The sequence below is a fragment of the Rhodopirellula europaea 6C genome, from assembly GCF_000338295.1.
In the GTDB taxonomy this organism is placed as follows: domain Bacteria; phylum Planctomycetota; class Planctomycetia; order Pirellulales; family Pirellulaceae; genus Rhodopirellula; species Rhodopirellula europaea.
Window position 1 is genome coordinate 156,648 of the sequence record NZ_ANMO01000097.1, and the last position, 17,593, is coordinate 174,240.

At 55.5% G+C, this 17,593-nt stretch carries 10 protein-coding genes; 5 read left to right on the forward strand and 5 right to left on the reverse strand.

Annotated elements, in window-relative coordinates; all coding sequences use genetic code 11:
* Positions 1-20: 20 nt before the first annotated feature.
* The gene (locus RE6C_RS09230; protein ID WP_039961652.1) at positions 21-1,427 is read left to right on the forward strand and encodes a DUF1501 domain-containing protein; all 1,407 of its coding nucleotides are present in this window, start codon (positions 21-23) and stop codon (positions 1,425-1,427) included.
* A 66-nt stretch (positions 1,428-1,493) separates the two neighbouring features.
* Here RE6C_RS09230 and RE6C_RS09235 read toward each other — a convergent pair whose 3' ends face one another.
* From RE6C_RS09235 to RE6C_RS09255, 4 genes are all read right to left on the reverse strand, one after another.
* Positions 1,494-1,970: a thioredoxin family protein gene (locus RE6C_RS09235; RefSeq protein ID WP_008655892.1), complete on the reverse strand. Its 477-nt coding sequence runs from the start codon at positions 1,968-1,970 to the stop codon at positions 1,494-1,496.
* A 567-nt stretch (positions 1,971-2,537) separates the two neighbouring features.
* The gene (locus tag RE6C_RS09245) at positions 2,538-3,260 is read right to left on the reverse strand and encodes a CPBP family intramembrane glutamic endopeptidase (RefSeq protein ID WP_008655895.1); all 723 of its coding nucleotides are present in this window, start codon (positions 3,258-3,260) and stop codon (positions 2,538-2,540) included.
* Positions 3,261-3,393: 133 nt separating this feature from the next.
* Positions 3,394-4,782, reverse strand: coding sequence for a serine/threonine protein kinase (locus RE6C_RS09250; protein WP_008655897.1), 1,389 nt, complete (start codon positions 4,780-4,782; stop codon positions 3,394-3,396).
* Positions 4,783-4,786: 4 nt separating this feature from the next.
* A complete protein-coding gene (locus tag RE6C_RS09255; protein ID WP_008655906.1) occupies positions 4,787-7,843 on the reverse strand; it encodes a hypothetical protein in 3,057 nt (1,018 codons plus the stop codon).
* Positions 7,844-8,169: 326 nt separating this feature from the next.
* Here RE6C_RS09255 and pilM point away from each other — a divergent pair, with 326 nt between their 5' ends.
* From pilM to holA, 4 genes are all read left to right on the forward strand, one after another.
* The gene (gene pilM, locus RE6C_RS09260; RefSeq protein ID WP_008655910.1) at positions 8,170-10,329 is read left to right on the forward strand and encodes a type IV pilus assembly protein PilM; all 2,160 of its coding nucleotides are present in this window, start codon (positions 8,170-8,172) and stop codon (positions 10,327-10,329) included.
* A gap of 69 nt (positions 10,330-10,398) precedes the next feature.
* Entirely contained in the window at positions 10,399-12,207 is a 1,809-nt protein-coding gene (locus RE6C_RS09265) for a hypothetical protein (protein ID WP_008655913.1), read from the forward strand.
* 195 nt (positions 12,208-12,402) lie between these two features.
* A complete protein-coding gene (locus RE6C_RS09270; protein ID WP_039961686.1) occupies positions 12,403-14,457 on the forward strand; it encodes a hypothetical protein in 2,055 nt (684 codons plus the stop codon).
* Positions 14,458-14,463: 6 nt separating this feature from the next.
* Entirely contained in the window at positions 14,464-15,513 is a 1,050-nt protein-coding gene (gene holA / locus RE6C_RS09275; protein ID WP_008655917.1) for a DNA polymerase III subunit delta, read from the forward strand.
* A gap of 14 nt (positions 15,514-15,527) precedes the next feature.
* Here the strand turns inward: holA and RE6C_RS09280 are convergent, their stop codons facing one another.
* On the reverse strand, positions 15,528-17,507 hold the full coding sequence (locus tag RE6C_RS09280; protein WP_008655919.1) for a PAS domain-containing sensor histidine kinase: 1,980 nt from the start codon (positions 17,505-17,507) through the stop codon (positions 15,528-15,530).
* Positions 17,508-17,593: the final 86 nt, after the last annotated feature.

The window sequence follows — 17,593 nt, forward strand, 5'->3', positions numbered from 1 at the left end:
CTTCAATCCCACCTGTGCTGATGCAGTTCTCACGACGACGGCTCTTGCAAAACACCGCGGCGGGATTTGGATCGCTCGCGTTGGCATCGCTGCTTGCGGACGAGGCTCGAGGGGCCAGCGGCAGTGCCGCGTCGCTTTTGACGTCGCCACATTTCCCGCCAAAGGCGAAACGCGTGATCTTTCTGTTTATGAAAGGTGGCCCGTCGCACATGGACACATTCGACCACAAGCCTCAGTTGCAGAAGGACGATGGCAAGCCGTTGCCGTTTGAAAAGCCTCGTGTCCAATTTGCTCCAACCAGCAATCTGTTGGCGTCACCTTGGAAGTTCAAGCAATACGGCGAGAGCGGGATCGCAGTCAGTGAATTGTTCCCCCATGTCGCAGAGTGTGTCGACGATTTGTGCATCATCAATTCGCTGCACGGCACCAACCCTGCTCATGGCGGCGCGAGTATGAAGCTGCACACGGGCAGTGATGTGTTCGTACGTCCCAGCATGGGTTCGTGGGTCACGTATGGTTTGGGCACCGAGAACCAGAACTTGCCCGGATTCATCACCATCTGTCCGACGTTGGCACACGGCGGGACGAAAAATTGGGGCTCGGCGTTTCTGCCCGCCAGCGTTTCCGGGACTCCGATTGGCAACGCCAGTCAATCATCTGATCAAGCCCGTGTGAAGTACGTAGAGAACGCTCGTCTGTCGCTGGATGCCCAACGTATGCAGCTGGATTTGACTCAATCCATGAATCGAGGTTTCTTGGAAACGACCGGGCCGGATTCCGACCTGGAAGCTCGTATCCAGTCGTTTGAACTAGCATTTCGAATGCAAACCGAAATGCCGGAGGTGTTGGACTTGGAAGCCGAGACGGAGGCGACCCACAAACTCTATGGCATCGACAACGAAACCACGGCTGACTTTGGACGCCAGTGCTTGATGGCACGCCGATTTGCTGAACGTGGCGTGCGGTTTGTCCAGGTCACGCACAGCAACACGGAAGTGCAGTGGGACCAGCATGGAAACCTACGCAAAGGACATGCACAAAACGCGGCCGAGGTCGACTTGCCGATCGCGGGGTTGCTGAAAGACTTGAAGACGCGTGGTTTGCTAGACGACACGCTGGTGTTGTGGGGCGGCGAATTCGGACGCACACCGACGTGCCAGGGATCCGGACAGGACGGACGCGATCACAACCCAGAAGGTTTCACGATGTGGATGGCCGGGGCTGGATTGAAAACCGGAATCCAGTACGGTGCGACGGACGAGTACGGCTACTACGCGGTCGAGAACAAAGTCCATCTGCATGATTTGCATGCCACGATGTTGCATCTGTTAGGACTCGATCATGAGCGACTGACGTATCGTCATGCTGGCCGCGATTTCCGCCTGACCGATGTCGCCGGGAAAGTGGTCCACGACATATTCGCTTAGACGAGGGGGCCGTACGCCTGACGCTGCGAATCGTTGTTGGCAACGCACCGCTTGCCGGTCTCAAGCCTACGACTTGTGCGGCAGCATTTCGTTTTCGGAATTGGTTTTTGCCGCGAAGGGATTGGTGTGAACGTCGCCGACGACGCCATTCATCGCTCCGATCCAACTGCGAATTTGATCTTCCGTTTGAAAGCCGACGTGATCGCCAAGCTTTTCGCCATCGCGAAAGAGCATCATTCGTGGGATGCCAGTGATCTTGAACTTGCGAGCGAGATCTTGATTGCCGCAGAGACTGATTGAATGGATCTCCAAACCGTGCGGAGGGTCAGCTTTGATTGCGTTCAGTTCCTCATCCAAGCGATTGCAGGGACCGCACGAGTACGATCCGAACTTAACCAAAACCAAATTGTCTTGGTCGACCAACCGGTCAAACGATTCATCGCTGTATGTGCCCGTGATCTCCGACATGCTACAGCCGCCGCCCAGTCCAAAGATCGCGATGGAAAGCAGCAAACCAAATCGAGTTGGAGAAGAGGAAGCCATCGACGGGCAATTTCGTGTGAGCTGAGAGAGGAGCGTTCACCGCACGGTTGCGGGAACAGTGATCACGGTCCTTTGGTAAACACTTGGTCACAAAACGCGTTGTGTCAAACGCTTTGGCCGAGAAGCTGATTTCACATCCACGACAGCAAACGGGCATCTTCTGGTGACAGTCAGAGTAGAACAGTTGTCCCCAAGTGTTCCGTCGGTAAGGGGCGATTGCAAACTGCAAAATGGACATTGCAAATTGGCAATTGCAGGTCGGTGGAACAGGTGGTTCGCCAGACCGGAAACACTTTGCGTTTTGCAATGAACAATTTGCACTTTGCAATCCACTCACGACGGTCCCACCGGGGCGATGTCGCTGCATCGCGTCCGCGATTGGTTTCGAGGCTTCCACATCGAGCCAAGTACTTGAGCTCCTTCGTAGTCATTTGTCCAAGGTCGCTCTGGATGGGGCCTTCTGAATGATGCGGTGTGAATCGGCTGCATCATTCCAATGTGCATCTATCGAGACTTCATCGCGAAGAAGGTCTGCGGTACAACCCGAGGCCGCTCGGGTTCGCGGGTTTAGCTGGGAAGCAGGCCAAAGGCTGCGGCTAGGAAGGCGGGGCCGTTGAACATGGAGTGAATTAGGATTGCGACGGTTGTGTTCTGAGTGCGATCGAAGATGAAGGGCAGGATCAGCATCAGTGGCAACGAGAGGATCAATGTTGAAACGCCAAATGGGATGTGGAAGGCGAGCCATAGCAATCCAATCGCCAACCAACTGTGTCGTATCGCGAGGCGTGACTGCACATAGCCTCGCCACAGCAGCTCTTCGCCGACGATGTTCAGCACAAACATGGGTGCCCAAAGCAAAAGCAGCAAACGGTCACCACCTTCCAGCGGCGACATGTCGATGCACCAGGGTTCTGTATCAACCGGCGGCGAGAAACCAAGCCGAGCTAGGATGCTCCAGGCCGCGAGTATCAAACCTGTTCCAGCCAGCACTGCGACGATTCCGCCGACTGCGTAGATGCAGTCGGTCCTGCTCATTGGGCGTACGCGAAGCGATTCCATGACCAACGCAAAGGTGTTAGCCTCTTCTCGATAGGCTTGCCACACCGCGTAGGTGACCATGGGAGGGAACAGTAGGAACCCGATCAGATACCAATGCGTTGCCGGGTGCAGTCCCGGTCGGGCTCTCAATGCTGGAAGCACCCAACCTAGGAGCAGCACGAGGTAGAAGGTCGCCGCCGAAAAGATCGCGGCTGCATTCACGATCGTCAGAGAAGTACGTTGGCAGTTCATTAAGTAGCATCCAAGCAGATTGCATGCCTTTGTCTTCCGTCACCATTGGCTGTTTCGATGATGGACACGCTGACCATGTACAACCCGATCATCGCTCAAGCGACTAATAAGGCTTGTGACGGTTCGTTGCTTCTCAGAACAGCACGCCGCGAGCGGTGAGGTATCCGAACAGAAAACCGATCGCCGTGAAGACGAGGATGCTGACCAACCAGGTTGGACTCGATATTCCGGTGGCCTGCGAAGCAGCGGAGGCGGGGTTTTCCGGCGGTGGGTCTCGAGGAGGTGGCGGTGGAGTGACAACAGAGCTGGTGCTTGACGTGGATGAGTCCGGGGCGGATGCGGCCGAACCAACATTGTCCCAGCTCATTTCGTCGAGCATTGATTCGCCGAACGAGTCTTCCGGACTTGGGATGCCAGCGGCGGGGATTGCTACCGGTTGCATTCCTTCGCCGATTTGGATGGATCCCGAGTCGTTCGTGTCAGCATCCATTGTCGCCCACGGACTCAGACGCATCACGACTTCCGCAGCGGTGGTGATTCGCCGAGAGACTTCCTTTTCCATCATGTCCGCGATTGTGTCGACAAACGCTTCGCTGAGTTCCGGTGCGTGCTGAGTCGGCTTGAGCGGCATCTCGTTCAAATGTCGGCGACACTTTGATTTGGAATCACCACCGGGAAATGGCACCGAGCCTGTGCAGGCGTAGTACAGCGTGCAACCGAGCGAATAAATATCGCTGGGCGGTCCGACTTGGTCTGGTGTTCGAATCTGTTCGGGCGAAAGGTAGTCCGCGGTTCCGACCACCATGCCAGCCCGAGGATCATCATCCGGTCCGAATGACAAAGCCGCCAAACCGACGTCGGATACTTTGGCGTGACCGTCGGGAGTGACCATGATGTTGGCTGGTTTCACATCGCGATGGACCAAACCGGATTCATGGGCGTAGGCCAGCCCCGCGGCGGCTTGAGCGATGATCGAGGCGGCTTGTTGCATCGACAAACGACCGTGCTCGCGAACCAAACGTCGCAGATCGGTTCCCGGGACATACTCGGTGACCAAGTAGTGAACCTTGCCGTCCTTGCCCGCGTCAAAGGCTCTCACCAAATAGGGACTGTCGAGGTTCGACTGAAGCCGAATTTCGCGAGCAAAACTTTCCAGACTCAGCGGGTCGGACTTTTGTAGCGGCAGAACTTTGATTGCACATTGTCGGCCCATGATCTTGTGCACGCCACCAAAGACCTGCCCCATGCCGCCTTGGCCGAGGAACTCGGTGATGACGTAGTTGCCCAATGTCAGCTTGGTTCGACCCGCGCGGATTTGTTGAGATTGGTAAGGCGTCAAGATTCGGTCGCGAACCAGCACCTTGGACATTTCTTCGCAGACCAACTCGGGGTTCAAGCGATCTTCGCTGGCGAGGTTTTGCTTGACTTCTTTGGCGGCGCGTTCCCACTGCTCCGCCTTGAGCAAATCAGATCTCAAGGCGGCTTCTCGAAAAACGGCGACGGGGGAAAGCGTCTCGGTCATCAGCTCACTTCGTGGTATCGAACACAACGCACAAGTGAGTCACACCGTGACCCGATGACGCCCATTCGATCCGGTCGTCTTCGCATTTGACTTCGCCGTCGATCGATGCGGCATCGATGGATTGCATCGACACCGTGGGTGGATGGACTGCATCGCTGTGGTCTTCCCCGAGCGGACGTGAAAGGGGCGAGATCGGATGAGCGAGGGCGACTGGTTGGCAGAACCGCACGATGCCGCGAACGGATTTGCTGGTTGTCTGAATCGCTCGCAGGTGCATGACCATTCGGCCGTCATCCAACACTCCTGTCGCGACGACTTGAATGCGCATCGTCGATGGCGAGGCATGCATCAGCCACGATCCCGCGGGCACACCTTTGCGAATCATTTGCCCATTGGGAACTTGCAACACCGTTGGGGTTCGCCAAGGTTGCATGGCGGCATCGATTGAATGCGGGACATCAAACCCGAAAGCGAATTCGTGCCAAGGCGAAAAACCGTCGGTGGCTTCGCTTGGAGAACCCGACGCATTTGCGAGGGGCAACAGTGTTTCCAGGAAACGATCTTCACTGCGGCGATGGAAGCTATTGCCGTGTGTTGCGACCAACGTTCGGCATTCGTCTTCTTCGTGGACAAATCCGAGAGGTGCGATGAAGCGTCGAGCACTCGTTCGATGCAGCTTTTCTCGCACGATCGCTCGTACCACGGGGCTGGCACCTGGAAACGCCATTCTCAGAACGGGATGTTGGATCCAGTCCAACGAATCGTCCGCTCCGCCGGATCCCGGCGATGATGCATTCAATGTTTCAAAACGAATGCGGTATCGAACCAACCGGCTGCCGCGAACCAATTCGACTTCCGATTGCCACCTCAGCGTGTTTGATGAAACGCTCGTCGACGAATGGGGGTTTGCGTCGGCGGGCATTTCGATCGTGCCTTCCAGAGCCACAACTCCGCGAGAGATACTGTTCTCTTTTGTTTGGACCGAATTGCATTTGGCGACAACGCCTTCGGCCTTCTTTTTCGCGGGCACAAATTCAATCCGAGTCGACAAGCGGTTGCCTCGGACTTTGCCGCTGTAGACGCCTTGGATTCCGCCGTGTTCCGAGTTGATTGACAACTCCAAGAACTCGTTGCTCATTCGTTCGCCATCGACAATCGGACCAGGGCCGCGGCTCATCGATCGACCAAGCTGTTTCGCCCAGCGGATCAGCCGTGGGTTGTCGTTCTCGGCCGAGTTTGGGCGGGCACTGTTGTTGGGATCAGTCAACAAAGCTTTGGCGGCCGCGTTGGAGCTGGTCCATCGGTAACCCCATGCGGGGACGTCCAGCACCGCGTCGGTGTTTCCTTTGTCAGCGTGAGCGTGGAAGATCGAACGATCGTTGGTTGGCAATTTGCCTTTCACGATCACACGTTGACGAGTCGGGACATTGTTGCCATTGACCACCAGAACGCTTTCGGTCGGTTGTGTTTTCGCGGCGATGTTTGCGTCCGCGGAAACTTGGACGCAATCGTCCAGCCCAAGAGATTCGGCCAAGCCGTGAGTGGGATCGGTGCGTCGTGGGTTCGCCAACATGGACAATCCGTTGGCGTCACGCTGGGATTGCCCGCGGACCAAGGAGGCATACTGCGTCGCGGATTGCCTGGCCGCTGAGGAACCAGCACGCATTCGATCAGCCGGCGAATCTTTCCACGATGCGGAAGACCCATGGTGATAGGGATGTTCGCCATCGATGAAGTATTCGTCGATCTTCCAAAACCGACCAAGAGCGAGCGTCCAGGTTGCGGCTCGATTCAGATCGTCGAAGCTCTCGCAACCTTTGCCAGGCCAGTGAACCAAGAGAGCCGTCGCGATTTCTCCCGCGTCGATGGCTTCACCCAATCGAGTTCCAAGGGTGAGGAACGAGGACTCGTTGTTGGCATCGACCGGTTTAGCGGTCAAAGCCTCGATTTCGTGACCGCTTTCACCAAGAATGACTTTGGCTTCGTCACCGAATCCGGTTCCGTTGAGAAAATCAATCGGCAACAAACCGCGGCACTGCGTTTGCGATTGTCCATCGTGTTTGTGGCTGGCTAGCGCCGCGACAATTTCCGGGGTCGTGCTGCCTCCCAAACGCGCGTGCACAGCCATTGGTTGACCGACCGCACGTTGGACTTGTTCAATCGACTCCCGCAGCGACCGTTCCATTTGGTCGATCGTCAATTCATCGTAGCAAACGGTGGATGCTGGTCCGCCGCCGGCCCACGACATCGCATCGGATGCCAATCGCGATTGAAAGGCTTGCTGTACCGAGTCGTCTGATTTCAAAACCGCATCGGCGACCGCTTGGTCGACCAACGCGTTGCGAGGCGTCGACAGGATCGCTTCGGTATCGCTGGTTTTCGGTTCGGGCAGCTCCAGAAATCGATCCAGTGTCGATGGAGTCAGCAGCGTCAAATCAATCAGCGATGGATCGGACGCAAAGTAGTGGTCACGCTCTTCCGCGAGAGCGTCAAAGCAATCATGTAGCGCCGCGGCGGTTGCTTCGGCATCGTTTCGCACCCAAGCCTCGGCGGCGTCCAGGACTCGCGTTTCGAAATAGACCTGGTCGAGGTTGCTGGTGTAGCGAAGTCGGCGGGTGAGCACCTGGATCTGCCACCACGTGTAGCTGAGTGCGAAAAAGTCGGCTTGCGAAATTTCGCGGCCCTTTTCGGTCACCAATCGGACATCGTCCAACAAAGAGGCGGATTGATTCGGCCAATTGTCGTTTGGATTCTTCTTCAGCGTGCTCGAGTCGCCGAACCAACTGGATTGGATTGACGAATTAATGAGAGCAAGCGCGTCGTTGCGGCTTTGACATCGAATTCGGACGTCACGGTGTGATTCCAGATCGACGGTCACGCTGCGATTGTCGGAATCGGATGCCGGCAAAGAATCGCGAACGGAGGCGGTCAGTTTTGACAGGCTGGCCTCGGGAATCAGCAGCAAACGGACTGGGCCATCGGTCGCGGGGTCCGATTCTGCTGATTGTGACGCTTGGTCCGGTTCCGTCAGGCTGCCGATGGGAGTCGGCGGCGAAGGCAAATCGTCCGCTCGATGCCAGGTGGGGAGCCGCCCCGCCTGAGCGAGTAGACGAGGATGCCAGGCCGCTGTCAGAGTGCCCAATAGGCTCCGAGCGGCGTCATGATCCAACCGAGAGGGGAAATCTTCGATCGTGCTGCAGGGAATTAGGACGCAACATTCGGCAAAGGACGGCATGAGCGACTAAAATTTGACGTGAAGGAGCGAAAAGGGGATACTAGCGGTTTGGCGAGATCGCCGGCACCTCCCGGACTCGCCCCTGGTGTCAACTTTAGCTGACACCACTCATCGAAATAAAAAATCTTGTCTCTTCGTGTTGAAAGTAAACCATGGCCGGATCCGGCGGCGTTTGGGGAATTGAAATTGGTCAGAGCGCGCTCAAGGCGTTGCACTGTGTCAAACAGGGCGATGAGATCGTTGCCGATGCCTTTGATCTGATCGAGTATCCCAAAATTTTGGGACAAGCCGATGCGGATCCGGACCAACTGATCGCCGATGCGCTGGATCAGTTGATGCAGCGAAACGACGCGATTCGCGATCGCGTGTGCATCAGTGTTCCCGGTCAAAGCGGTCTGGCAAAGTTCTTCAAGCCACCACCGGTGGAACTGAAGAAAATCCACGACATCGTCAAGTACGAAGCCAAGACGCAAATTCCGTTTGAGTTGTCCGACGTGGTTTGGGATTACCAAACGATGCCGGGTGCCACCATCCAGGAAGGCTACGCACTGGAAAGCGAAGTCGGTCTGTTCGCGATGAAACGCGAGCAAGCTTACCGGCAACTCGCTCCGTTCAAAGATGCCGACATCGAAGTCGACATGGTCCAGCTGACTCCGATCTCGCTCTACAACATGGTCGCGTACGACCGGTTCCACGAGCGAATCGAGAACGAATCGTTCGACCCGGATGAGCCTCCGACGTCCAGCGTCCTTTTGTCGATCGGTACCGACAGCAGTGATTTGATCGTCACGAATGGTTTCCGAATTTGGCAACGCAGCATGCCAATCGGTGGTAACCACTTCACTCGTCAATTGACGAAAGACTTGAAACTGACGTTCGCGAAAGCGGAACACCTCAAACGCAACGCGCGTGAAGCGGTCGATCCAAAACTCGTTTTCCAAACCATGCGACCGGTCTTCAACGACTTGGTCACGGAAGTCCAACGTTCGATTGGTTTCTTCCGCAGCATCGATAAGAAGGCCGAGATCACCGAATTGCTGGTGACCGGTAACACGGTGAAGATGCCAGGTTTGGCCGCTTACCTCGGCAAGAACCTCGGCTACGAAGTCCATACGCTCGACCGATTCAATCGCTTGTCCGGCGATGATGTTCTCAGCATCCCAACTTTCCGTGACAACGCACCCACTTTCGCGGTTTGCTACGGGTTGTGTTTGCAGGGCTTGGGACTGAGCCAGATCCACACGTCGTTGATCCCGGCGGAGATCAAGACCGAACGCATGATCCGCGCGAAGAAGCCTTGGGCTTTGGCGGGGATGGCGGCTTTGTTGCTGGGAACGACGACCCAGTACGCACTCACCCAGCGTTCGTGGCAAACGACTCACGAAGATTTGTGGTCCGGCGCCGCCCAGGCCGTCTCGAGCATGTCGTCACACAGCTCGGATCAAAAGTCAGAGGATTCGTTGTTGGTCAGTCGCTTGACGTTTTTGAATCGTCTGGGCGAAGAGATTTCCGGAAACGCGGAACGTCGATTGGTTTGGTTGGAAGTCATCAACGCGGTCAACGCGGCGATTCCACGGGCGGAATACCCCAAGGACAAAATTCCAAGCATCAAAGAGCTGCCACTGGAAGATCGGATCGACTTCCACATCACAGAAATCGACACCAAGTACTACGAAGACCTCGCCGAAGATTGGTACTCGGAGCGTTTGGACACTCGGTACAAAGAGGAAATGAAGAACTGGTATGACCTGATGCGAGATTCCGCGCCGCCGGAAGAACTCGCCGAGGACACCGGTCCCGAAGAAGACGGCTGGGTCATCCAGTTGAAGGGATACCACTATTACAACAGCCCCAAACACAAGGGCGAAGAAGGCAGCCAACACGTTCGGAAGTATTTGACGACGGCGTTCCGTGAAAAACCAATCACCTTGATCGACCCGCAAGGCAACCCGATCACGTTCACTCCAGAGGAGTTTGGTTTTAGCTACCCGATCTTGTTGAACGACAACCAACCCCAGCTGGTACAGGTGCCAAACCCGGACTACGACCCGGTCGCTGCGATGACGGCGATGCAGTTGCGAGCCGAAGGCGACGAAGACGTCGAGGTCGAAACACAATTCCTGGAAGTGCTGCGACTGGATTTTGTTTTCCAGGTCATTTGGAAAGAAAGCGTTTTGAGCGAACGCATCGAAGCAAAACGATTGGCGGAAGAAGAAGCTGCTGCACAAGCGGAATTGGAAGGCACTGGCGACGGATCGGGATCAGAGGACGATGTTGATGCCGATTCTGACTCAGTCGCGATGGCCAACTAGTTCAATACGACGGCGATCTCCTCGCCAACAACCACACACCACCTTTTCTCTCTCGACTCGGTCTGATCGATGGATCAACTCAAGCAATCATTCGCTGCCGCAGCCAAGTATGGCTTTTGGATTGGCACCGGCACCATCACACTCGGTGCATTGGTGATTTGGTTTCTCGTCACCGGCGAATTGGTGGAGGAAAACAACAGTCGAACGTCAAAGATCAAAAGCGACGTCAGCGCCGTGAAGTCGCTCAAGATGGAATTGCGCGAGCATCCCAATCAGATCTCCAAGGCAGCGATGGACTTGTTGGTGGAACGGCGACAAGCCGAGGTCCTGGAAGTCTGGCAAGAAGTCTACGACGCGCAGCGAGACATCTTGGTTTGGCCAGAGGAAGAGCTGACCACGGGACTCGTCGACGAGTTTCGTGATTTGATGCCAATCGAAACGCACATCGCATATCCGCCTGAAGATGGCCAAGAGATACCAAGTTCCTATCGGAACCAGTATGCCTACTACATCAAGAACGTTCTGCCCAGCATCGCGGAAATCGCGAAGGCTGAATGGGAAGCAGAGTTTCAATCCGCCAGTGCTGGTGGGATGGACGCCATGATGGGCGGGATGGATTCGATGATGAGCGGCATGGATGGCATGGGCGGGTATGGCGGTATGGGACGCGGCCCTATCAACATCGCCGGTGTGGAAGATGTCCCGTTGGTGGATTGGCCGGTCAGTTCTCAGTCAGCCATCATTTCGGAGTTGTTCCCTTGGCAAGGACGCACTCCATCAACGCTGGAAGTCTACTACAGTCAAGAAAACCTCTGGATTCTGCGACAGTTGCTGGCAATCGTCGCGGATGTCAACGGTGAGGCACAGCAACCATTCGAAGCCAAGATTCACGTGATCAACCACCTTTCGCTCGGCAAGAAGGTCAAGTTCACCGCAGGTTCCATTCAAAAACCTGGAGTCGCCATGTCGGGCGGCATGGGAGGCATGGGGATGGATATGGGCATGGACATGGGAATGGGCATGGGAGACGACATGTACGGCGGAATGGACTCTGGCGACTTGTACGGCGGAATGGATTCGGGCATGGGCACGATGTCGGAAGCTCCCGACCCGGTGGACAATCGTTACGTTGACACGACGTATGAGCCGATTGACGGAGCCACACTACGCTCCGCACTGGAAAGCGATTCGCCTGAAGACGCGCCACTGAAAGTCGCGAAGCGAGTCCCAGTCATGATGTCGTTGCAGGTTGACCAGCGTTACATTCCCGATCTGTTGGCCGCCTGCGGCAGTGCGCCACTGATGGTGGAAGTCAAGCAGGTTCGGATTCTTCCAAAATCGGCTGGTGCCAGCGCTGTCGGTGCGATGGGCGGCGGTGGCGGAATGGGCGGCGGCATGGATTCCATGATGAGCGGCGGGATGGATATGGACATGGGCATGGACGGCGGCATGGGGATGGGTGGTGGCATGGGCATGGGTGGTGGCATGGGCATGATGGGCGGCGGTGCCAGCCAAGGCCCAAAAGAGAAGTTCCCGCTCGATGTCACCGTGGAGGTGTACGGCCTCATTCACATCTACAACCCACCTGATGAAGATAAACTCGGCGTCGAGCAAGTCACCGAAGACACGATGTTGGATGGTGAAACCATGGCCCAGAGTGCCGAAGAGGATCTCAAGGAAGTCAGCAATGGTGCCGGAGCTGGCGCGGGGACGCAGCCCGCTGTGGACACACCCGATTCTGCTTTGCCACCGCCTGCGGCTGATCCCGATGCGACAACACCAGCCGAGGATGCGACAACTCCGGATGCAAACGAGGCTTCGCCTCAGCCAGCTGGAGAAGCCTCGGTCCCGGGTAGTTCCGCCAGCACAACGGGTTAGCGGGTAGAACAGTTGAAGCCATGAGCAGGAATGAACTGTCAGATGCCTTTTCCGTGAAGCACTTGATGAGCCATTCCGAAGAAGATCGTGATCGTTCAGGTTGGTTGTGGCGACCATCCAACCTCGAGCACGTTTGACAAACTGAGTCGTCGCCAGCCTTTCCTTTTCTTTTTCGTTCGTGCGAGTCAAACCATCATGGATGCCGACAAAATCAAACAGTTCTTCATCTTCCACGGTGAAAAATTTGTCGTCGGAATTGTTGTTCTGGCGGCTGGTTGGATGGTCTATTCCGGTCTGAACATGCCTAACATGTTGGACGAAGTCCAACCGGAGCGCCTGACGGCGGATGCCAACACGGTTCGCGCCAGCATCGACGAAGATCACAACGAAAACATTCTGCCTGATAGAGAACCTGTTTTCGACATCCTGGCCGAAACAGCTCGTAAGCGAACGCCTGTCGATGCGACCGCCTACAAAATGCCTCACTTGCTGGAACGCAAGACCATCGACACGTCGGTACGCCGAAAAGATCCGGTCGTTCACGCACCTCTCGATTTGCGCGTCGACAGTCACATCGCGTCAATTGCGATTTGGTCGCGAAGCGGTGAGTATCCGTTGAAGGAGCTAGAAGGCGCGGAAGCGTTGGAAGTCGTCGAGCAAGAAAAACCTCGTCCCCGTAGCCGTCGCAGTCGTCGTGGTGGCGGAATGGATGAGATGATGGGGATGGGCGAAATGGGAATGGACGGAATGGGAATGGATCAAGGAATGGGCATGGAAATGTACGGTGCCGATATGGGCATGGGCATGGATCCTGGAATGATGGGAGGCATGGAGTCCATGTCAGCAACCGCGGCCGGTCGCCGGTTCAACGCCAAACACAATTTCGGAGCCACACCGACCTCGAAAGATAGCAAGCTACCCGTTCCGCAATACGCATGGTTCATTTCCGGGACCGCCGTGATTCCTCACAAGGCGATGGCGGAGTCGTTTCGCGAGGCACTGCAGAGTGCAGAGGGATATCTTCCGATCCGTGACCAACCTCTGTATTTCAATTACGAGGTGCAGCGAGCGGACGTCACGAACAAGAGTGTTGATGAGTTGACGGACGAAGATTGGGTTCTTCGCTACACCCGTGAGCAAAACGTAAAGCAAGCCGCGTTTTCATGGGCGGGCTACGCGCAAGAAGTGGTGCCCGAGGAATACCGAGATCTCAACGTTACAGGCTACATTCCGCCGGTTCTACTGATGGACTACACCGACTTCGTTACACATCCGCTGATCCCAATGGTGTCGCGACGTGAAAAGCAAATGAAGGCTCGCGAAGAGATGATGCGGGAGGAGAAGTTCGGTGCCGATGATCTTGAATTGGCCGGTCCAGGTGCCAGTGGAATGGGCGGCATGGGGATGGATATGGGCATGGACATGGGCATGGACATGGGCATGGACATGGGAATGGATATGCAGATGGACATGGGAATGGGAGGCATGGGATCGTACGGCGGGATGGCGATGGTCGAAGAAGATCCCGTCGATTACAAGTTGATGCGTTTCTATGACTTCGCGAGCAATCAAGATCCAAACACCCCACGCCCCGGTCGCGATTATGTGTATCGCATGCGATTGGCGGTCGTAGACCCCAACTTTCCGGCCAACGCTCTACAGCAACCAAAGGTTTCGTCACTGTCGGGAGAGGTTTATCAACGAGTTTCAAAATTGATGGAAGCTGCCGAAGCAGACAAAGATCGCAAGGGGCACTTCCAACGTTGGTCCGATTGGAGTGAACCGAGCCCCGAGATATCGTTGCCGACTTTCAATAACTATTACGCTGGTCCGGTTGAAGTTTCACGCGTGAAGGAGTTGGACGTCGCGGGCAAGAAAGTGGAGTACTCTCCAGAGCCGCCTAAAGCGAAAGCCGTCAATCTGGGCTACAACATCCAGTACAAGACATCGATGCCGGTTTGGATGGAGAGTTTGGAGCCCGGTTCGGTTCTGTCCTATGAAGGACCGGCTGAGTTAATTGATCCGATTGATCTTGTTGTCAAAAAGGTGGAAGATGCGAAGATAACTTCGCAAACCACCGTGATCGATATCGATGGTGGTCGAGTGCTGCCAATGACAGGTGAATCCGAATTGGAGGAGCCTGGAATGATGCTGCTATTCGACGAGAATGGATCGTTGAAAGTGACCGGCGAAGTGGAAGATCAAGAGATGTATCGGATCTACTCCTTTGCCGAAGAACGCGGTCTGTAATAGCGAATGCCACGATTCAACGCCTTTGAATACCTTTCCTCGCCCGACTCTACTCAGGCGGGAAGTTCCATCGGCGTTGTTTACGGTGTCGATAGCACGCTAAGAAAATGGGCAATCGATGCGATTGTCGGTGACAGCGAATGGACGCAAGTCGACGGCGAGGTTTGCAAGTGGTCGGATCTGCGCGACGATCTCGCCACGGCATCCTTGTTCGATTTCGACGGCGGTGACAAACGAACTCTCGTGGTTCGTTCCGCGGACAAGTTTTTATCTAATCATCGGCCTGAGATTGAAAAGTACGTGTCCGCCCCGGGTGATGCCACCCGGTTCGTTCTCGAACTGGAATCACTTGCCAGCAACACTCGTGTTTACAAAGCGGTCGACAAGGCTCATTTGCTGGTGGCTTGCACCAGTGCAACGGACGCGAAACTCGGCATCACCGCGGCATCACGCCGGAAGTTTCTAACTTCGTTTGTTGCCGATCGCCACAAAACGCAACTCGCTCCCGCCGCGGCGGACGCCTTGGTGGAGATGTTGGGCGAGGAGATCGGCATGCTGGATACGGAGATCGCGAAACTTGCGTTGTACGTCGACGTTGGCGGAAAGATTGAAGAACCTCTCGTTCGAGATGTTGTGGCCGGATGGCAGGGTAAAACCGTTTGGCAGATCACTGACGCAATCGCTGCCGGTGACGCAGCCGAAGCGTTGCGACAACTCGACAAACTCTTCAGCGGTGGGCAACGCGCGATCGCGTTGCTGCCTCAGATCGCGTGGTCTTTGCGACGTCTAGGAATGACCACAGCAGCCATCGAATATCGCGAACGAAGCGGTCGTCCCTGGCAGTTCGAGGACGCATTGGCCGCCGGCGGAATTCGTCGTGGATTTGAAGTGCAGTCTGCGAAAAAGCAACTGCAGTCGATCGGCCGTGAAAGAGCCAAGCAATTGTTGCCTTGGCTGCTCGACGCCGACCTGCGTTTGAAGGGCACGCACAGTGCCGAAGGACGCGACCGATTCTTGCTCGAACAATTGATTCTAAAGCTAGCTCGGCAAAGCTGAGTCTCAATCGGATGCTAGGATGCGAACGCTTTGCGATTCTCCAGAGAGCCGGTGGAAGCTTCCCTTGGCCAAGTGAAGTGAAACGCCGAACCCTCGTTGATCTTTGATTCCACCCAAGCGTCGCAGCCCTGGACCTGGACCAACCTTTTCACTAGGTGCAGCCCCATTCCCGTTCCGCGTCGCTCTTTGCCGCTTTCTAGGGTTTGGAACATCCCAAAGATACGTTCTTGGGAGCTCTCCGGAATACCAGGTCCGTTGTCGCGAACCGTGAAGTGATACGAGTCACCGGCGGTTTCCGTGGTCACGATCACTTGGCTGCTGTTCGCTGCGTGTTTGATGGCATTACCGAAAAGGTTGCGAAAGATTTGTTCCAATGGCCCGCGCGTGGTCGAAAGGCTCGGCATCGTTGCCGGCAGCACTAATTTCATTGTGGGCGGAGGTGACATGAATGTGAACAGTTCTGGCAACGCAACGTTCAGATCCACCCACTCCACGGCGCCGGTTTGCCGTGTTACGCGAGCGTAAGCGAGGAGATCGTTGAGTAACATGTCCATCCGACTGACTTGGGCTTGCAACATTTTTAGGTGTTCACGCACCTCTTGTCCAATTTGCGGTGGCATGTCCTCCTCGATCCATTCGGTCAGGTGCATGATTCCACGAAGCGGAGCCTTCAAGTCGTGCGAAGCGATGTAGGCAAACCGGTCCAGGTCTTCGTTACTGCGTTCCAATTCTTCTTGCTTGCGTTCCAAATCCATGGCGACTTGGTGACGTTCCGTGATGTCGCTGAAAGTTGCCAGCGTCATACATTGGTTCTCAATCTCGAGTGCCGCAGTGACCAGGCTGATTCGCATCGCATTCCCATCGGCACGCACGACCTCGAACTCGAACTGTGCGTTCGCTGACTGATTCATCGAACATCGATCTTTCGGTGGTGTTAGCTGTTCGTGAAATTCCGATGGAACCAGATCGATCAGCTGGATGTGCCGTCCTGGGGTCGGGCTCAGTTGATACATCGCCTCGATCCGCGAATTGATCAATCGAAGCTGCCGGTTTGAATCGATCAAGACGCTACCCAGTGGACTTCGCTCGAACAGGTTTCGGAACTGTTCTTCCTGGCTGGCCAGCGCGAGCTGAGTTTGTTCGATTTCTGTGATGTCAGTTCCGACGACCAGTATTCGTTTGTCATCCTTGTTGAGTGATGGCAGCGAATATTTGTCGATCAACATCTTGTAGTCATCGCCATTTTTATTTTCCAACGTTTCAGGAATGCGTCGAACGGGACGATTGCCGCGCAGTAGTTGGCGATCGGATGCTTGAAAGCGATCACCCTGTACGGGATACACTTCGCTAGTGAGGCGGCCTTCGATTTGCTCGGGCGTCATTCCTGTGACATTGGCGGCGGCACGATTCACCCGAAGAATCCGATGGGACTCATCCTTGATCCAAACGAAGGTTGGAATGGTATCCAGGATTGTTTGAATCTCTCGATGACTCGCCTCAAGTTCTTGCTTGCCCCGCAGACGCTCGTCCACATCGTGCAAGACCCCCAACCAAAACATCTCTTGTCGGTCTCGTAGTGCGATCTTGCGACCGCCTTCCTCCGTGTATCGATAGCTTCCGTCATCACGTCTCAAGCGATACTGCAAGCGATATTGCTGATCGTTTCTGACCGTTCCATCCCAGCTGGCATGCTGCATGAATACCGCCCGGTCATCCGGGTGAACAAGGCCACACCAAACCTGAAATGCCTGCTCCGCTTCGGGAACATCATGGCCGAGCGAAGAAAAGCACAGTTGACTAAACAGTGGAGGGTGCGATCTGTCGTCTTCCTCGGCCTGCAATGGACGCAAGTAGAAACCGCAGGTAGCAAGTTCCAGCACATCGAAGAAGAGTTCCCCGTGGGACTGGAGGTAGTCGCGGAGAGCTTTCATGCCAGGGTTGTTTGGATAGAAGGAATTGACGATTGTTTGCAGTGGTTCGTTAAACATCGTCATTTTGACAACCGGCTCACCGCTTCATTTCGAGTCTGCTTGCTAAGTCTTTCGGTGTGAAATCGCGAAAAATCTGGTTTTTTCCCAGG